Source organism: Companilactobacillus hulinensis (assembly GCF_003946555.1).
Classification (GTDB): Bacteria; Bacillota; Bacilli; order Lactobacillales; family Lactobacillaceae; genus Companilactobacillus; species Companilactobacillus hulinensis.
Map to the genome: position 1 here is coordinate 202,980 of NZ_RHOO01000002.1, position 15,391 is coordinate 218,370.

The 15,391-nt window shown below is 38.4% G+C and carries 17 protein-coding genes; 11 read left to right on the plus strand and 6 right to left on the minus strand.

Going from position 1 to position 15,391, the window contains the following annotated elements:
- Positions 1 to 138 precede the first annotated feature (138 nt).
- Genes EKM66_RS02195 through EKM66_RS02220 form a run of 6 tightly spaced genes read right to left on the minus strand, consistent with a single transcriptional unit; the run spans position 139 to position 3,818 of the window.
- Positions 139 to 387 carry a hypothetical protein gene (locus EKM66_RS02195; RefSeq protein ID WP_125761236.1) on the minus strand — a complete coding sequence of 83 codons (249 nt, stop codon included), beginning with the start codon at positions 385 to 387 and terminating at the stop codon, positions 139 to 141.
- Positions 384 to 929 carry an NTP transferase domain-containing protein gene (locus EKM66_RS02200; protein ID WP_125761238.1) on the minus strand — a complete coding sequence of 182 codons (546 nt, stop codon included), beginning with the start codon at positions 927 to 929 and terminating at the stop codon, positions 384 to 386. Before EKM66_RS02200 ends, EKM66_RS02195 begins: the two co-directional genes overlap by 4 nt.
- A complete protein-coding gene (locus EKM66_RS02205; protein ID WP_125761240.1) occupies positions 922 to 1,410 on the minus strand; it encodes a molybdopterin-guanine dinucleotide biosynthesis protein MobB in 489 nt (162 codons plus the stop codon). Before EKM66_RS02205 ends, EKM66_RS02200 begins: the two co-directional genes overlap by 8 nt.
- A complete protein-coding gene (locus EKM66_RS02210) occupies positions 1,389 to 2,618 on the minus strand; it encodes a molybdopterin molybdotransferase MoeA (protein WP_125761242.1) in 1,230 nt (409 codons plus the stop codon). Before EKM66_RS02210 ends, EKM66_RS02205 begins: the two co-directional genes overlap by 22 nt.
- Complete coding sequence (locus EKM66_RS02215; protein WP_125761244.1) at positions 2,618 to 3,085, minus strand: MogA/MoaB family molybdenum cofactor biosynthesis protein; 468 nt, start codon at positions 3,083 to 3,085, stop codon at positions 2,618 to 2,620. Before EKM66_RS02215 ends, EKM66_RS02210 begins: the two co-directional genes overlap by 1 nt.
- A gap of 25 nt (positions 3,086 to 3,110) precedes the next feature.
- Entirely contained in the window at positions 3,111 to 3,818 is a 708-nt protein-coding gene (locus EKM66_RS02220; RefSeq protein ID WP_125761246.1) for a HesA/MoeB/ThiF family protein, read from the minus strand.
- Between the two features lie 110 nt (positions 3,819 to 3,928).
- On the opposite strand from EKM66_RS02220, the gene EKM66_RS02225 reads away from it, so the two are divergent.
- Genes EKM66_RS02225 through EKM66_RS02275 form a run of 11 tightly spaced genes read left to right on the plus strand, consistent with a single transcriptional unit; the run spans position 3,929 to position 15,391 of the window.
- Complete coding sequence (locus EKM66_RS02225) at positions 3,929 to 7,585, plus strand: nitrate reductase subunit alpha (protein ID WP_125761248.1); 3,657 nt, start codon at positions 3,929 to 3,931, stop codon at positions 7,583 to 7,585.
- Positions 7,575 to 9,134, plus strand: coding sequence for a nitrate reductase subunit beta (narH, locus tag EKM66_RS02230; RefSeq protein ID WP_125761250.1), 1,560 nt, complete (start codon positions 7,575 to 7,577; stop codon positions 9,132 to 9,134). Before EKM66_RS02225 ends, narH begins: the two co-directional genes overlap by 11 nt.
- On the plus strand, positions 9,127 to 9,711 hold the full coding sequence (narJ, locus tag EKM66_RS02235) for a nitrate reductase molybdenum cofactor assembly chaperone (RefSeq protein ID WP_125761253.1): 585 nt from the start codon (positions 9,127 to 9,129) through the stop codon (positions 9,709 to 9,711). The genes narH and narJ overlap by 8 nt, the downstream gene beginning before the upstream one ends.
- Positions 9,708 to 10,400: a respiratory nitrate reductase subunit gamma gene (gene narI, locus EKM66_RS02240; protein WP_125761255.1), complete on the plus strand. Its 693-nt coding sequence runs from the start codon at positions 9,708 to 9,710 to the stop codon at positions 10,398 to 10,400. Before narJ ends, narI begins: the two co-directional genes overlap by 4 nt.
- A 50-nt stretch (positions 10,401 to 10,450) precedes the next feature.
- Positions 10,451 to 11,413, plus strand: a complete 963-nt coding sequence (locus tag EKM66_RS02245; protein ID WP_225426544.1) for a FecCD family ABC transporter permease — start codon at positions 10,451 to 10,453, stop codon at positions 11,411 to 11,413.
- Positions 11,403 to 12,182 (plus strand): ABC transporter ATP-binding protein, encoded by a 780-nt coding sequence (locus tag EKM66_RS02250; RefSeq protein WP_164505013.1) that lies wholly within the window; start codon positions 11,403 to 11,405, stop codon positions 12,180 to 12,182. Before EKM66_RS02245 ends, EKM66_RS02250 begins: the two co-directional genes overlap by 11 nt.
- A 2-nt stretch (positions 12,183 to 12,184) precedes the next feature.
- The gene (locus EKM66_RS02255) at positions 12,185 to 13,219 is read left to right on the plus strand and encodes an ABC transporter substrate-binding protein (RefSeq protein WP_125761261.1); all 1,035 of its coding nucleotides are present in this window, start codon (positions 12,185 to 12,187) and stop codon (positions 13,217 to 13,219) included.
- A 2-nt stretch (positions 13,220 to 13,221) separates the two neighbouring features.
- The gene (locus tag EKM66_RS02260) at positions 13,222 to 13,623 is read left to right on the plus strand and encodes a molybdenum cofactor biosynthesis protein MoaE (protein ID WP_404811449.1); all 402 of its coding nucleotides are present in this window, start codon (positions 13,222 to 13,224) and stop codon (positions 13,621 to 13,623) included.
- Complete coding sequence (locus tag EKM66_RS02265) at positions 13,620 to 13,859, plus strand: MoaD/ThiS family protein (RefSeq protein ID WP_164505014.1); 240 nt, start codon at positions 13,620 to 13,622, stop codon at positions 13,857 to 13,859. Before EKM66_RS02260 ends, EKM66_RS02265 begins: the two co-directional genes overlap by 4 nt.
- A 20-nt stretch (positions 13,860 to 13,879) precedes the next feature.
- A complete protein-coding gene (locus EKM66_RS02270; RefSeq protein ID WP_125761267.1) occupies positions 13,880 to 15,055 on the plus strand; it encodes a nitrate/nitrite transporter in 1,176 nt (391 codons plus the stop codon).
- An 18-nt stretch (positions 15,056 to 15,073) separates the two neighbouring features.
- On the plus strand, positions 15,074 to 15,391 hold the full coding sequence (locus EKM66_RS02275; RefSeq protein ID WP_125761269.1) for a metal-sulfur cluster assembly factor: 318 nt from the start codon (positions 15,074 to 15,076) through the stop codon (positions 15,389 to 15,391).

The window sequence follows — 15,391 nt, forward strand, 5'->3', positions numbered from 1 at the left end:
CTGTAATCCGATTTTGGATTACAGCTCTATTTGATTTATGCGGAAAAAATTGTATTTTATTGCACATTTATGCTTGTCAGACAGTGTACCTTGTAACATCTTTCTACGGGCTACGTGGGTTGACTTTTGTTGTCAGTTCTAATATTCAGCTTCTTCAGTATTGAAATCAGGATCAGCAAATTGTTTATAAAAATCATAATCTTTTTTGATCAACATGATTCGACGCTCTAGTTCTTCAATTGCCTGATCTTGTTCCAATGTTCTTAGATCATCACGTTGGGTTTGTTCTTCATTCTCCAACAATGTACGTTGAATGCTCAAGTCATTCAAACATATTTTGATCATTTTTTGGAAATCACCACGACTCATTTCGGTTTGTGCCTTCATTTTAAATCCTCCGGATAATTGATGTTTTTCAAATAGCCATCGTAACTTCGTGCTTGGCAGCCAGCATCATTTAGCAAGCTGTACCAGCGATAGCTTCGTAAATTAACATATTTTTCTAACATTTTAATGTTAAGCCTTAAGTGACAACAAGTGTAGTAGGGAACTTGCTTAATTTTGATGTACCCAAAGTCTGACTTTAAAAATCGAATTGCATTTTGATCAATAATATAATCCGTTGCAATAATGAGCAGATCTGCTTCGACAAGTTGAGTGGTTTGAAAATATGACCAAAGAGCTGACATTGGACCACAGTCTATCATTGGAGCTACGTCAGGAATTACTATTGAATTATCATCCAGCACTTTAGTGATTTTTGCAGTATTGTTTTGATTCGTTGAAACAAAGCAATTGTCAACATATGGAAGCGTGAGATTTGCAGTATATAATACATTTGGGATAACGATATCGTTGAAATGTTTAAGTGCTTTGTCACTTTGGTATCTAGTCGACTTTCCACCTGCAAGTATTATGCTATCAGTCATTTTTAATTTCTCTCACAAAATTCAAAATAAAGTTTAGTCTGCTGTCCTCATCTTCGATGTCGATCACGTTGTCAGACTTGTTTCCTTGGATAGTCGCAAAGTATTTGATATTGGTGATATTGTCAAAATCTGCTGGTGTCTCGTCAGGTTTAAGCAACACAATTTTTGGAAAGTCTAGTTCTTTCATCCCTTCAATGACAATGAAGTCAGCAGACGTAGTTTTCTGGAGTTGTTCGATTTTTTCCAGATCACTAGTTGGAAGATGTCGTTGATAGTGAATCGTTTGTTCATCATTCAGTAATAATACGTCATTGGAATAGTGGAAGAACTTACCAGTGTCAGTATTTGTCGAGACTTCTATAGGCGTGTGGGTGTGTTTAATGACGCTGAAACTATCAAGTGAATTATCCATTAAAAATTCTTGTAGCAAGGTCGTTTTGCCGCTTTTTTTGTGTCCGACTATTTGAAAGGTAGTAGCCATGTACGTAACTCGCTTTCTTTAGGAGTGATTGATTTACCACGTGGAATCTCAAACATGCAGGTAGCACGTTGCAAATTATTCAGATTACCAGATGCATCACCGCCAACGCGTCCGATTTCGATATGATCACCAACAAATTTGTATTGTCCACGTAAGATACGATCGTACATATTAGTCTTGGTATATTCAGCGTTAAGAGTACCAGTACATTCAATGCAACGACTTACTTGATGTTGCATCAATCTCAAGGCGTATTCGACATAGAGATAGAATCCAGTGAAGCAAGCACCAGGATTACCTGATAATCCGAAGAAAAGAGTGCCGTCATAGATGAAGGTAGTTGTGACGCTACCGGGGCGCATTTCGAGCTTATTGAATAGTAGTTTTTCAGATGATTTAGCCAAGTCGGCAATAATGTCGAAGTCCCCAACGGAAACACCACCGTCAGTGATGATAACGTCACATTTACCCAGAAGGTCATTTACAGCTGATTTCAAAGCAGCAGGGTCGTCTTTAATTTGCGTATAGCTGATGACATCAGCACCATTTTCTTTGCACAGATCACGGATCATTGGTCCATTACTGTTAAATATCTTTCCGTTAACTATTTTTTCACCAGGGTTCAATAATTCTGATCCAGTGGTGATGATTCCAATTGTAGGTTTCTTGTAGACAGATATTTCTTGAACATCGAAAGCACTCAGTAGACTGATACCACCGGGATTGATTTCAGTATCCTTGGCAAGTAATGTATCACCTTTTTTGAAGTAATCACCGATTTGAGTGATGTTATCTTTTTTCTGGATTTCAGTTATTTGAACGGTGTCTTTGTCGATCATACGAGTTGTTTCAAGCATGACCACGATGTCAGCTCCATCAGGAACGTAGCCACCAGTCATGATTCTAACTGCTTCACCGGATACAAGCGGACGGTCGAAGTCCGCTCCAGCAGGGATGTCACCGACAACCTTTAAGTCAGCTGGCAAGTTGGTTAAGTCAGACTGTAACATTGCGAACCCGTCGTAGCCTGAACGTCTGAAAGTTGGAAAATCGTGGGGTGCAGTGACATCTTCTGCAATGATGCGATGATTAGCAGTGATTGCGGCAATTTTTTCGGTAGTAAGTTTAACACTGTCAATATTGTCGACGATTACTTTTCTAGCCTCGTCAATACTTATGGCATTTCTATTATCAACTGGTTTATACATTATTTGGTTATCTCCTTAATTAAGTGTTCTAGGTCAGGCAAGATTATCTTTTCCAAGGCCGTTTTGCAGGCATTTGTTGAACCAGGCAGTAGATAACAAATTTGATCACTGTCTGTTATGCCGGCAGCAGCTCCTGAAACGAGTGCCTTCAATCCAATATCATCAACACTGATACGTCTGAAGTATTCTCCAAATCCTGGAATAACTTTGATAAATTTTGGTTCAAGGGTGTCGATCGTAACATCACGTCGAGCAATGCCGGTACCGCCATTTACCAAAATCAATTTGCAGGAAGTAGTAAGCAATTTGTTATATGCATCTGTTATCTGTTGCGCATCGTCTTTGACGATGTATTTTTTTACGAAATTATTGCCAGCCTCTGTCATGGCTGTTTGGATATATAGACCAGATTTGTCAGTTGCTTCAGTTCTGGTATCACTGACAGTGATAATTCCAAAGTCGATCATTAATATTTCCTCCTCAACGTACTAATTATTTAATCGGACAGGTATTCTTCTTATTAACTTTAATTTTTCTAAAATCAAATGTCCAATTGTCGATGACTAATAATTGACCAGCGTCGTATTTATCGCTAGTTAAAAACTTCATGGCAAGGGATGCCTGCAAGCTACCAGTTAGTGCCACGATCATTGGATTAGTTCCAATATTTGCACTTAGTCCGAGTTGAGCAATTTTATTCTTTGGATATAAGCATTCAAGGCAAGCAGAATCTTGGTCAATGAACATCACCTGACCTTGATTGGCAGCACAAGTTCCAAAGATATGTCTGATGCCACGTTCTTGGCAATCCTGATTGATCTGATATTTAACGGGGAAGTTGTCAGTACAATCAATTACCAAATCATACTTGTCATCTAACAAGTTAGCTGAATATTTTTCAGCAATGGTATTGATGACGACATTATTGTTAGCAGCTTGTAGGTGTTCTTTCATCGCAACTAGTTTTTCAACTCCAACATCAGCTTCGGTATAGAGATTCTGTCGATGCAGGTTAGTAAGTTCCACAACATCATAGTCGACTAGAGTTATTTCACCAATGCCAGCTTTGACCAACTCAGAGGAAACAAAGCTCCCAAGACCACCGACACCTATCACTAATACGTGTGAATTTTCTAATTTATTTTGTCCCTCAGTACCTATTTGTTTGATTTTTATTTGTCTGTCATATCTGTTTGTCATTTTCTTCACCTCACATGGCAAAGGTTAGGGAAAATCCTAATCGAAGTCAATTAGGATAAGTGCTAGATTTGTTATAAGGAATATTAAAGTGAACTAGGTGGGAGTTGCATATGCTAAAATCTAGATTTTTTAAAAAAGTTGATAAGTTCAATGGTAATTTCACTCAACTAGAGGAACATTCTCGCCGTTGGGAGAAGCTATACAAGGAACGTTGGGCTCATGATAAAGTTGTTCGAACAACTCATGGCGTCAATTGTACGGGATCTTGTAGTTGGAATGTTTACGTTAAACAAGGAGTCGTGACTTGGGAACATCAATCGACTGATTATCCTTCTTGTGGACCAAATATGCCGGAATATGAACCACGTGGATGTCCTCGTGGTGCTAGTTTTAGTTGGTATGAGTACAGTCCACTACGCATCAAGTATCCATATATTCGTGAACGTTTGTGGAAATTCTGGGAAGATGCCAACAAAGAATATGATAGCCCAGTTGATGCATGGGAGAGTATTGTCACTGATCCAGAAAAAACTAAGTCATATAAGTCCGTTCGTGGTCACGGTGGTTTGATCCGTGTTAAGTGGGAAGATGCCACACAAATGATTTCAGCTATGTTGATTTATACGATCAAGAAATATGGACCAGATCGTATTGCTGGATTCTCTCCAATTCCTGCCATGTCAATGATGAGTTACTCATCAGGAGCTAGATTTATTTCATTACTTGGTGGTGAAATGTTGAGCTTCTATGACTGGTACGCTGATCTGCCACCAGCATCCCCACAAGTTTGGGGTGAACAGACTGATGTTCCTGAATCAGCTGATTGGTATAACAGTCAATACCTGATTATGTGGGGTTCAAATGTTCCATTAACAAGAACACCTGATGCTCACTTCATGGTTGAGGCACGTTATAAAGGAACCAAAGTTGTTTCGGTTAGTCCAGATTACGCTGAAAATGTTAAGTTCGCAGATAACTGGCTGGCTCCACATCCTGGTTCTGATGCCGCATTAGCACAAGGAATGACACATGTTATCTTGAATGAATTTTATAACAAGATGGAAGTTCCTTACTTCACTGATTACGCCAAGAGATTCACAGATCTTCCATTCGTAATAACGTTAGATACTAGTGAAACCCATACTGATCACGTTGTCTCAGGTAGATTCTTGAGAATCTCAGATATTGAGAATACTGATACACCTAATGCCGAATGGAAACCAGTATTGGTTGATGAACCAACTAATGAATTAGTTGTGCCAAATGGAACTATCGGACAAAGATGGGAAGACGGCAAGAAGTGGAATCTTGACCTTGATGGAATCAGTCCTAAGTTATCGTTTCTTGGCGAGTCAGAACGTACGATAGATATGCCTATCTTTGATGCATCTGGCAACGGAATTTATCAACGTACAATTCCATGTCGCGAGATTACTTTGAAAGATGGAAGTAAGAAGCTAGTTACAACCGTATTCGACCTATTGATGGCGCAATATGGAATTCGCCGTAAGAAGTTCGATGAGTATGCAGCTAAAGGATACGATGATGCTGAAAGTCCATTTACACCAGCTTGGCAACAAAAGGTTACTGGTGTAAAGCCAGAATTAGTAATTCAGATTGCCAACGAGTTTGCACAAAACGCTGCAGAAACTCATGGTAAATCAATGGTCATCATTGGTGCGGGAGTTAATCACTGGTTCAATTCTGATATGACATATCGTGCAGTTATCAATATGTTGATGCTAACTGGTTGTATCGGAGTTCAAGGTGGTGGCTGGGCTCACTATGTTGGACAAGAAAAGCTTCGTCCGGCAGAAGGATGGGCCAATATTTCCTTCGCAAATGACTGGCAACCTGGTGGAGCTCGTCAGCAACAAGGTACATCATTCTTCTACTTCGCAAGTGATCAATGGAAGTACGACGAGATCGATAATGAAGGTATGAAGTCCCCAATCAAGACAATTAAGGATACTTTCAAACATCCTGCCGATTACCAACAAATGGCGATTAGATTGGGATGGATGCCATCATATCCACAGTTCAATCGTAATAGTTTGGACTTCACTAAACAGTACAAAACGACTGATATTAAAGAAGTATCTAAGAAGGTCGTTCAAGAGTTAAAGGATGGCACATTGCACTTCGCTGCTGAAGCTCCAGATGAAGATATCAATGAACCAAAAGCAATGTTTATCTGGCGTTCAAACTTGTTTGCATCATCAGGTAAGGGCCAAGAGTACTTTATGAAACACATCCTTGGTGCAGAAAATGGTCTGTTGGCTAAACAAAGCGAGAACTTTAAACCACAAGATATGGAGTGGGATGAAAAGAGTGTTACTGGTAAGTTGGATCTTGCTGTCGATTTTGATTTCAGAATGGTAACAACTCCACTTTATTCAGACATTGTTTTACCTGCCGCAACTTGGTATGAGAAAACTGACCTATCAAGTACAGATATGCATCCATTTATTCACCCATTCAATAAAGCGGTCGATCCATTATGGGAGTCACAAAGTGATTGGCAAGCCTTCCAACACATTGCAAAGAGCTTCCAAGAAATGGCTAAGAAATACTTAACTGAACCACAATATGATTTGAAGACGCAACCGCTTGGTCATGATTCCAAAGGTGAGATCTCTCAGCCAATGGGTAAGATCAAGGATTGGAAACGTGGCGAAATCGAACCTATCCCTGGTAAGACGATGCCTAGCCTTTCAATCGTCAAACGTGATTATACAAAGATCTATGATAAATATATTGCTTTAGGACCAAACACACGTAGCGGTAAGGTTGGAGCTAATGGCCTGAGCTATAGTGTTGCCGATGAATATGATGAATTGAAGGATATCATTGGTACATACGATGATGGACCAGATGAAGGATTACCAAGATTGGATGAAGATGTTAATGTTGCAGAAGCAATTCTTCATCTATCTAGTGCGTCAAATGGGCATGTTGCTAAGAAAGCTTGGGAAAATGCCGAAGAGATCACGGGCAAGAAATTGGCAGATATTTCAGCCGGTTTAACTGAGAAGCAAATGACTTTTGCTAAGATAACTGCTCAACCTAGTGAATCGATCCCGACACCGATTTTTTCAAGTGCCAAGCATAATGGTGATAGATATTCACCATTCTCAGTCAATATTGAACGTAATGTGCCGTTTCGAACTTTGACTGGTAGACAGCAGTTCTATCTTGATCATGAGATCTTCCAAGAATATGGTGAAGAATTAGCGACTTACAAGCCAACACTTCCACCACATGTCTTGGGACCAGCTGATGTTAAGGTTGAACCAGCTGATAAAGAGGTAACTCTTCGCTACCTAACACCGCACGGTAAGTGGAATATCCATACAACATACCAAGACAATCTTTACATGCTGACATTGTTCAGAGGTGGTCCAACAGTATGGCTAAGTTTGGACGATGCTAAGAAGATCGATGTTTTGGATAATGACTGGGTCGAACTATACAACAAGAATGGTGTTGTTACTGCGAGAGCTGTTGTTAGTCAACGTATGCCTAATGGAACAATGTACATGTATCATGCACAGGATATGGAGATCGAAGAACCATTATCAACTATTACCGGTAATCGTGGTGGTAGTCACAATGCTCCAACTCAGATTCACGTTAAACCAACTCAGATGGTTGGTGGATATGCACAATTAAGTTATGGATTTAACTATTATGGTCCTATCGGTAATCAAAGAGACTTATATGTAAATGTTAGAAAATTAAAGGAGGTCAAGTGGAATGAAAGTTAAAGCACAAATTTCCATGGTACTGAACTTGGATAAATGTATTGGTTGTCATACTTGTTCAGTAACATGTAAACAGACATGGACTAATCGCCCAGGTGCAGAGTACATGTGGTTTAACAACGTCGAAACTAGACCTGGTGTTGGATATCCAAAGAAGTGGGAAGATGAGAGCCACTATAAAGGTGGTTGGAAGCTTAACCGCAAAGGAAAACTAGAATTACGTGCCGGTAATAAATTGAACAAAGTTGCGCTTGCCAAGATTTTTTATAATCCAGACATGCCTAACCTTGATGATTATTACGAACCATGGACATATGACTACCAAACATTATTTGGTAGAGAGAAAAAACATCAACCAGTTGCTCGTGCTAAATCACAGATCACTGGTGAATACATGAAGCTTAACAATGGTCCTAACTGGGATGATGACTTGGCAGGATCAGACCGTAGTTTTGGTGAAGATCCTAATATGCAAAATATTGAATCAGATATCAAAGGTAATTTTGAGAAGACCTTTATGATGTATCTACCTAGATTATGTGAGCACTGTCTTAATGCAGCCTGTGTAGCATCATGTCCTAGTGGTGCCATGTACAAGCGTGATGAAGACGGTATTGTACTTGTTGATCAAGAGAGATGTCGTGGCTGGAGATTCTGTATGACAGGATGTCCTTATAAGAAGGTTTACTTCAACTGGAAGACTAATAAGGCTGAAAAATGTACTTTTTGTTATCCAAGAATTGAAGAAGGATTGCCAACAGTATGTTCAGAGACATGTGTAGGACGTATTCGTTATATCGGTGTCATTTTGTATGATGCTGATAGAGTAGCTGAAGCATGTGAAGAACCAGATGATACTAAGTTATACGAGAGACAATTAGACCTATTCTTAGATCCAAATGATCCAGAAGTTATTGCTCAAGCACAAGCTGATGGTGTCGATATGGAAACAATTAGATGCGCTCAAAAATCACCTATCTATAAGATGGCTGTTGAACAAAAGATTGCATTCCCATTGCACCCAGAATATCGCACAATGCCAATGGTTTGGTATGTGCCACCATTGTCACCAATTATGAATTACTTTGAGGGTAAGAATTCAATTAAGTATCCAGAAATGATTTTCCCTGCTATCAATGAAATGCGTATTCCCGTTGAATATCTGGCAAATCTTCTAACTGGTGGTAACACTGAAGTAATTAAGAATGCATTGTATAAATTAGCAATGATGAGATTGTATATGCGTGCTAGAACTAGTGGAAAGGACTTTGATCCAGAGAAATTGGACAGAGTCGGATTGACTGAGAAGTCAGCAACTTCACTATATCGCTTGTTAGCAATTGCCAAATATGATGATAGATTTGTAATTCCAAAAGCAAAGAAAGAAAAAGTTGAACACGTTGAAGCAGAACAAGGTGGATTGGGTTACGAAGCATGTAATGGTTGTTCACTAGCACCAGTTCATGGCAGTATTTTACGTAAGGCTAAGGCAGGGGAATCTGGTAAAGATGCTTATGCTGAGAGCTTTTATGGAGGAATTTGGCGTGATTAATATTGAGAAGCTAAATACTCTAAAACAAGGATTCACTTATCTTTCACGCTTATTGGATTATCCTGAACAAGATGTTTTAGAATCTGAATTTCTTGAAAATTTTCAAAGGGACTATAGTGAGACACCATCTAAGTCAGAAATCATTGATGTAATTGCTGAAATGCAGACATATTCACTTGAGGAACTTAGAACGCATTATGTTTCACTATTTGAATTAAATAACCGTTATACTTTGTATATGACGTATTACAAAATGACTGATTCTCGGGAAAGAGGACAGTTGTTGGCAAAACTAAAAATGTTGTATGAGATGTTTGGCGTACGTATTAATGGAACAGAGTTATCAGACTACTTACCGCTAATGCTAGAATTTTTGGCATACAGCGATTGGAAGGATGATGATCGCCAACAAGATATGCAGTTGATGTTCTCAGTGATTGAGGACGGGACGTATAGTCTGTTGAAAAATGCCGAAGTTCAAGAAGATGATATGTACTTCAAACTTATTCGGATTGTTCGAGCTGAGTTCAAGTCTTGCCTTGAGCAATCTGCAAAAGAGGGGGAGAAGCTGGTATGAAAAATGCATTAGATATATTTTTGTGGGTAATTTTTCCATACCTTTGTCTCGGTTCGTTCATCTTCGGAACAATCGGTCGATTTGCAATTTATGGTGCGAATGTAACTGCCGAGTCTAGTGAATTACTGGAGAAAAAGCAGCTGATGATTGGAAGTATTCTCTTCCACATTGGTATTATCATGGTGTTTGCAGGTCACGTTGTCGGAATACTGATACCTAAGTCATTCACTGATTGGTTGGGTATTCCAAATGAAATGTACCATATCGGAGCACTTGTAATGGGTGGTCTGGCTGGATTCATGGCACTAGCTGGAATGATGATTTTGTCTTATCGTCGCTTCAGTAATAAGCGGGTTTTCAAAACGAGTTCATTCAGTGATCTAATGGTCAACGTATCATTCTTGATCATTATCGTGCTCGGTCTAAGCGCTTCGTTTATTGGCGGAGCCATCTTACATCCAGAATTCAACTATCGTTTGAACTTATCAATTTGGGCAAGACAGATTTTTGCCTTCCATCCTGATTATCATTTGATGTTGAATATTCCACTTTTATTTAAGATTCACGTAATATGCGGATTCATTATTTTCGCATTCTTCCCATACACAAGATTAGTTCACGCCCTTACGTTACCTTGGCAATATATCTTTAGACGTCCAATCGTCTATCGTAAGAAACCAAGGGTTTAATTAGATAATAGGAGATAGTTATTATCAAGAAGCGACAAAATAAACTTGTGATGAGTATAGCTTTATTGACATTGATTGCTTTAGTGATCGTGTCAATGATGATGGGACGATATGACTTGTCACTTTCAGAAGTATTCAAATATTTTACGGGACAAGCCAACAGTTCTTCATCGCTGATTCTGAAACTTCGATTTATTCGAATTATAGCAGTTGTATTAGTTGGCGCTGGTCTGTCTATGGCTGGCGCCACTTTTCAATCTGTCTTCAGTAACGGACTTGCTTCACCGAATCTGTTAGGTGTGTCGACTGGCGCCAGTGTTGGTGCAGCAATTGCCATTTTGAATAATAAGTCGATTTATTGGATCGAAATCAGTGCGTTCATTGCTGGGATAGTAACAGTGTTTTTGACCTTGATGATCAACAAGTTACTGCATAACGAATCCAATATCACATTGATCTTGTCAGGAATTATTATGTCAGGATTGATGCAGTCAGTTTTGGGCTCAGTGAAGTATATCGCTGACCCAGAGAACCAATTACAAAGTATTGTTTACTGGGAACTGGGGAGCTTCATGAAAGTTGACTCTCAATCGTTGATATCTGTTGGACCGATCTTAATAATTGGAATAATTTTTTTGTTAGTAACACGATGGCGTCTAAATGCATTATCATTAGATACATATACAATAAAAACTATTGGAATTAATCCAACAATTAATCGGAACTTAATGATTTTATTTGCGACTTTGCTCACGGCAGCTTCTGTTTGCTTATGTGGGGTCGTCGGCTGGATAGGATTGGTTGTTCCACATATTAGTCGCAGTATCGTTGGTGAGGATAATCGCTATGCATTACCAATGACAGCAATTACTGGAGCTATTCTTTTGCTGATTGCGGATACATTGGCTAGAAGTATCTCGGTAAATGATATTCCGTTGAGTATCATTACCGGATTCATCGGTGTTCCAATTTTTATTGTGATTCTTGTAAGGAGACGAAATATTGGAATCTAGAATTATTACAAAGAACTTGTCATTTGCTTATAAGACCAAGCAGATCATCAACAATGTGAATTTGAGAATTGAACCTGGACAAGTCTTAGTTATTCTAGGACCAAATGGAATTGGTAAAAGTACTTTACTGAATTGTCTGAGTGGCGTCTTGACCCAATATAATGGTCAAATATGTGTGAATGGCGATGATCTTAAGACGATGACAATAAAAGATCTGTCACATCAACTAGCTCTCGTTAGTCAAGGTGTTAATATCAAGTCGAATCTGACTTTGTTTGATTATTTGTTGTTAGGTCGCACTTCATTTCACACAATTTTTGAACAGCCAGATGATACTGATAAGCGAATCGTTGAAGACATCATTGAAGAGATCGGCTTGAATGATTATGCTCAAACCAGTTTACAGAGTATGAGTGGTGGCCAAAGACAATTGGCTATTATTGGACGAGCATTAGCACAAGAGCCACAAGTTCTCATAATGGATGAACCAACTTCGGCATTGGATTATCGTAATCAAACAGTAGTCTTGAAGTTGATCCGCAGATTGTCTAGTAAGGGGATCTCAATTATTATGAGTACGCATGATCCTAATCAAGCTCAGATAATCGGTGATTTGGTTGGACTATTGATAGATAACCAAACCTATCTGCAGGGAGTGACAAAGCAGATATTAAATGATGATAATTTGTCAGAATTGTATGGAACTTCAATTTCATCGACTTATAATGAATCATTGGATAGGAAAATATTTGGAATAGGGATGGATTAGTTATGAGAAGGAAACGAAATATTGTTATTTTGCTTCTGGGATTATTTATTTTTCTTGGTGGTGGAATAACTACACAGGCGGCATCGACTAGAACGATTGAAGATAATACTGGTGCGCCAGTTAAAGTACCAAAAAAAATCAAGAAGATTGCTGATCTATGGCATGCCAACAATCCAATATTACTGATGCTAGGTGGGGAAGATAAACTAGTTGCTACTACTAAGTTGACTCATGACAATGCTTTGTTGAAACAGATGTATCCAAAGATCAAGAAACAAGCGGTTCCTTTTAATGGAGAAGATTTTCAAATTGAAGAGTTGGTGAAACAAAAGCCGGATGTGGTAATTAGTTCAGATGTATCACAGATCAGTGAGTTAAAAAAGAATAATATTCCAGCAGTTAACTCAATGTTCCAGGACTTTGATGGATTAAAGAAGACCGTAACGTTGACAAGTAATGTTATTGATACACATTCAGCGAAGAAAAAGGCCAAAAAATACAATAAACAATTGACTTCAGATATTAAAAAGGTTAAGAAGTTAACCAGTAAGGCAAAATCCAAGCCAAGTGTTATGCATATTGTGAATACGAGTGATTTGAGCAAGGTTGATGGTACCGATACGATAGTTAATCAGTGGATCAAGACTGCTGGCGGTAAGAATGCAATCAAGGCCAAAGGGAACATGATCAATGTTTCGGCTGAAGAGATCATTAAGTCGAACCCTAATATCATAATTATCGGCGGTACCACTGATAAGAAAGCACTGAAGCTACTGAAAAAGGATGATCGTTTTAAGGACCTAAAAGCTGTTAAGAATAAGAAGGTTTATGGTAATCCAACTGGAATCTTCATGCTAGACCGATACAGTGCTGAAGAGGACCTACAAATCTGGTGGGCAGCTAAAACCATACATCCAGAATTAACTAAAAAGGTTAATTTAAATAAAAAGTTCAAATCGTTTTATAAGGAATTCTTTGATTACAAGTTCAGTAATAAAGAAATTAAACAAATTATTAATGGTGAGGTTATCAAGTGAAAATAGAAATAACACATGAGCCCATCAATACTGAGGAACTCACCAAGAGTTTGATTCACAATGAATATGGCGGAGTTGATATATTTATTGGGAATATTCGCCAATTCACTGGTGAAATAGAAACTGAAAAGATTGAGTACACCACTTATAAAAAAATGGCAGAGAAGGAAATGCAAAAGTTAGCCGATAAAGTGCTAGCCAAAGGAATGGATGTAGTCATGGTTCATCGTGTCGGTGAATTACAACTTGGAGATATAGCTGTGTTCATCGGTGTAGCCGCACCACATCGAGCCGAAGCATTTGAAAATTGTCAATTTTTAATTGATGAGTTGAAACGTACTGTTCCAATTTGGAAAAAGGAATATGATCGTGACAAAATTCGTTGGGGAGGTTTGGAAGATTGAAAGTAAAATTGTTTTCTATCTTAGCTGAAGAAATAGGTCCAACAATTGAAGTTGATTTGAATCCAGAATTCTATCCAACTGATGTTTTGAAGTCGATTGTTGTTAGATATCCTGATTTAAAAAATATCTTGGATCAATCTGTGATTGCTATCGATGAAGAATACGCTGATGACAAGCAATTTTCACTAGATAGTGTTGATGAAATAGCAATAATCCCACCGGTCAGCGGCGGCTAATATTTTAGGGGGCTATTATAATGGAAAGTAAGTCTAAATCAATAATTGCTTTGATCATGGGTACTTTGTCCATGATGGTTTGTTTTATGGTTTGGCTCAGTTTGTCACCATTAGTTGGAGTTATTCTGACACATAATGGAATTGAGTTAAGTGAATTTCAACGTACGTTCTTACTAGCTACACCAATTCTTTTGGGATCAATTATGCGTATCCCAATGGGAATTTGGAGTGATAAGTATGGTGGGAAGAAAGTTTATATTGTTTTGATGCTCTTCCTGATTATCCCTGTATTGTTGATTCCTAGAGTTGGTTCCTTTAGTACAATGATTATTTCAGCGTTGTTGTTAGGGATGAGCGGTACATCATTTGCTGTTGGTATTTCATACGTTACTGGATTCTTCCCGCCTGAGAAGCAGGGATTAGTTCTTGGTATTGCAGGTGTAGGTAACATTGGTACAGCTTTTTCATCATTCTTCTTTCCAAGAATTGAAAAAGCATGGGGATTGAATAGTGTTTTTTATTTATTAATTGTTTTACTTGTTATTTTTGCATTATTAATGATGTTTATAGCACCAGAGTCTCAAAAGAATGAAAATGCTAGTATGGGTAAGTCCTTAGCTGTTGCTAAAGAAAAGGATACCTGGTATTTGGCTTTGTTTTATTTTCTAACATTCGGTCTATTTATGGCTATGACGAATCTACTGTCGATGTTTATGGTCAATCTGTTCCATAGTAGCCTAGTGGATGCCGGATTATGGGCTGCTGTCTTTGCAGTTCTTGGAACTCTAACACGTCCAATCGGTGGTTATCTTTCAGATAAGATTCGTCCTATGACACTTTTGAAGTATGATTTTATAGCAATTACTGCTGCCGCAATAATTTTAGGGTTTTTCCTACAGACACAAGGGGTATTTCTTACTATAATGGTAGTAATAGGTGTTCTAGTCGGATTGGGCAATGGAATTATTTTTAAAATGGTTCCATTCGTTTCCGATAGCAATACTGGTGCTGTTACTGGCTTTGTTGGGGCCATGGGTGGACTTGGTGGATACTTCCCACCAATTATACTTGGTATAATCAAACAAGCTACAGGCGGCTATGAACTAGGGATATATTTAATTGCTGTATTTGCTATAATATGCTTAGCATTACTACAGAAGGTATATATTTCTGGAAGTCACAAAATTGTTAAGTAATCGAATTGAGGTGTCCTTATGAGTGAAAACGAACAAATGGATAAACAAAAAGAAGCAGTTATGGATGCTCTGGAAGATGTTATTGATCCAGAACTAGGAATCGATATTGTTAATCTTGGATTGATCTATGGTATTGAGATTGAGGGAAGTCTTTGTACTGTTACTATGACGTTAACAACTATGGGCTGTCCATTGAGCGATATGATTTCAAATGATATTCATAACGCTGCTGAATCAGTTGATGGCATTGATTCGTGTGACATTAATTTGGTTTGGTATCCAATTTGGGATATGAGTAAGATGAGTCGTTTTGCTCAAATTGCATTGGGTATTTAG

What these genes read in the sequence shown, in the direction of transcription:
- EKM66_RS02195 (WP_125761236.1), bottom strand. Translation starts at nt 387, where the DNA reads ATGAAGGCACAAACCGAAATGAGTCGTGGTGATTTCCAAAAAATGATC.
- EKM66_RS02200 (WP_125761238.1), bottom strand. Translation starts at nt 929, where the DNA reads ATGACTGATAGCATAATACTTGCAGGTGGAAAGTCGACTAGATACCAA.
- EKM66_RS02205 (WP_125761240.1), bottom strand. Translation starts at nt 1,410, where the DNA reads ATGGCTACTACCTTTCAAATAGTCGGACACAAAAAAAGCGGCAAAACG.
- EKM66_RS02210 (WP_125761242.1), bottom strand. Translation starts at nt 2,618, where the DNA reads ATGTATAAACCAGTTGATAATAGAAATGCCATAAGTATTGACGAGGCT.
- EKM66_RS02215 (WP_125761244.1), bottom strand. Translation starts at nt 3,085, where the DNA reads ATGATCGACTTTGGAATTATCACTGTCAGTGATACCAGAACTGAAGCA.
- EKM66_RS02220 (WP_125761246.1), bottom strand. Translation starts at nt 3,818, where the DNA reads ATGACAAACAGATATGACAGACAAATAAAAATCAAACAAATAGGTACT.
- EKM66_RS02225 (WP_125761248.1), top strand. Translation starts at nt 3,929, where the DNA reads ATGCTAAAATCTAGATTTTTTAAAAAAGTTGATAAGTTCAATGGTAAT.
- narH (WP_125761250.1), top strand. Translation starts at nt 7,575, where the DNA reads ATGAAAGTTAAAGCACAAATTTCCATGGTACTGAACTTGGATAAATGT.
- narI (WP_125761255.1), top strand. Translation starts at nt 9,708, where the DNA reads ATGAAAAATGCATTAGATATATTTTTGTGGGTAATTTTTCCATACCTT.
- EKM66_RS02245 (WP_225426544.1), top strand. Translation starts at nt 10,451, where the DNA reads ATGAGTATAGCTTTATTGACATTGATTGCTTTAGTGATCGTGTCAATG.
- EKM66_RS02255 (WP_125761261.1), top strand. Translation starts at nt 12,185, where the DNA reads ATGAGAAGGAAACGAAATATTGTTATTTTGCTTCTGGGATTATTTATT.
- EKM66_RS02270 (WP_125761267.1), top strand. Translation starts at nt 13,880, where the DNA reads ATGGAAAGTAAGTCTAAATCAATAATTGCTTTGATCATGGGTACTTTG.
- EKM66_RS02275 (WP_125761269.1), top strand. Translation starts at nt 15,074, where the DNA reads ATGAGTGAAAACGAACAAATGGATAAACAAAAAGAAGCAGTTATGGAT.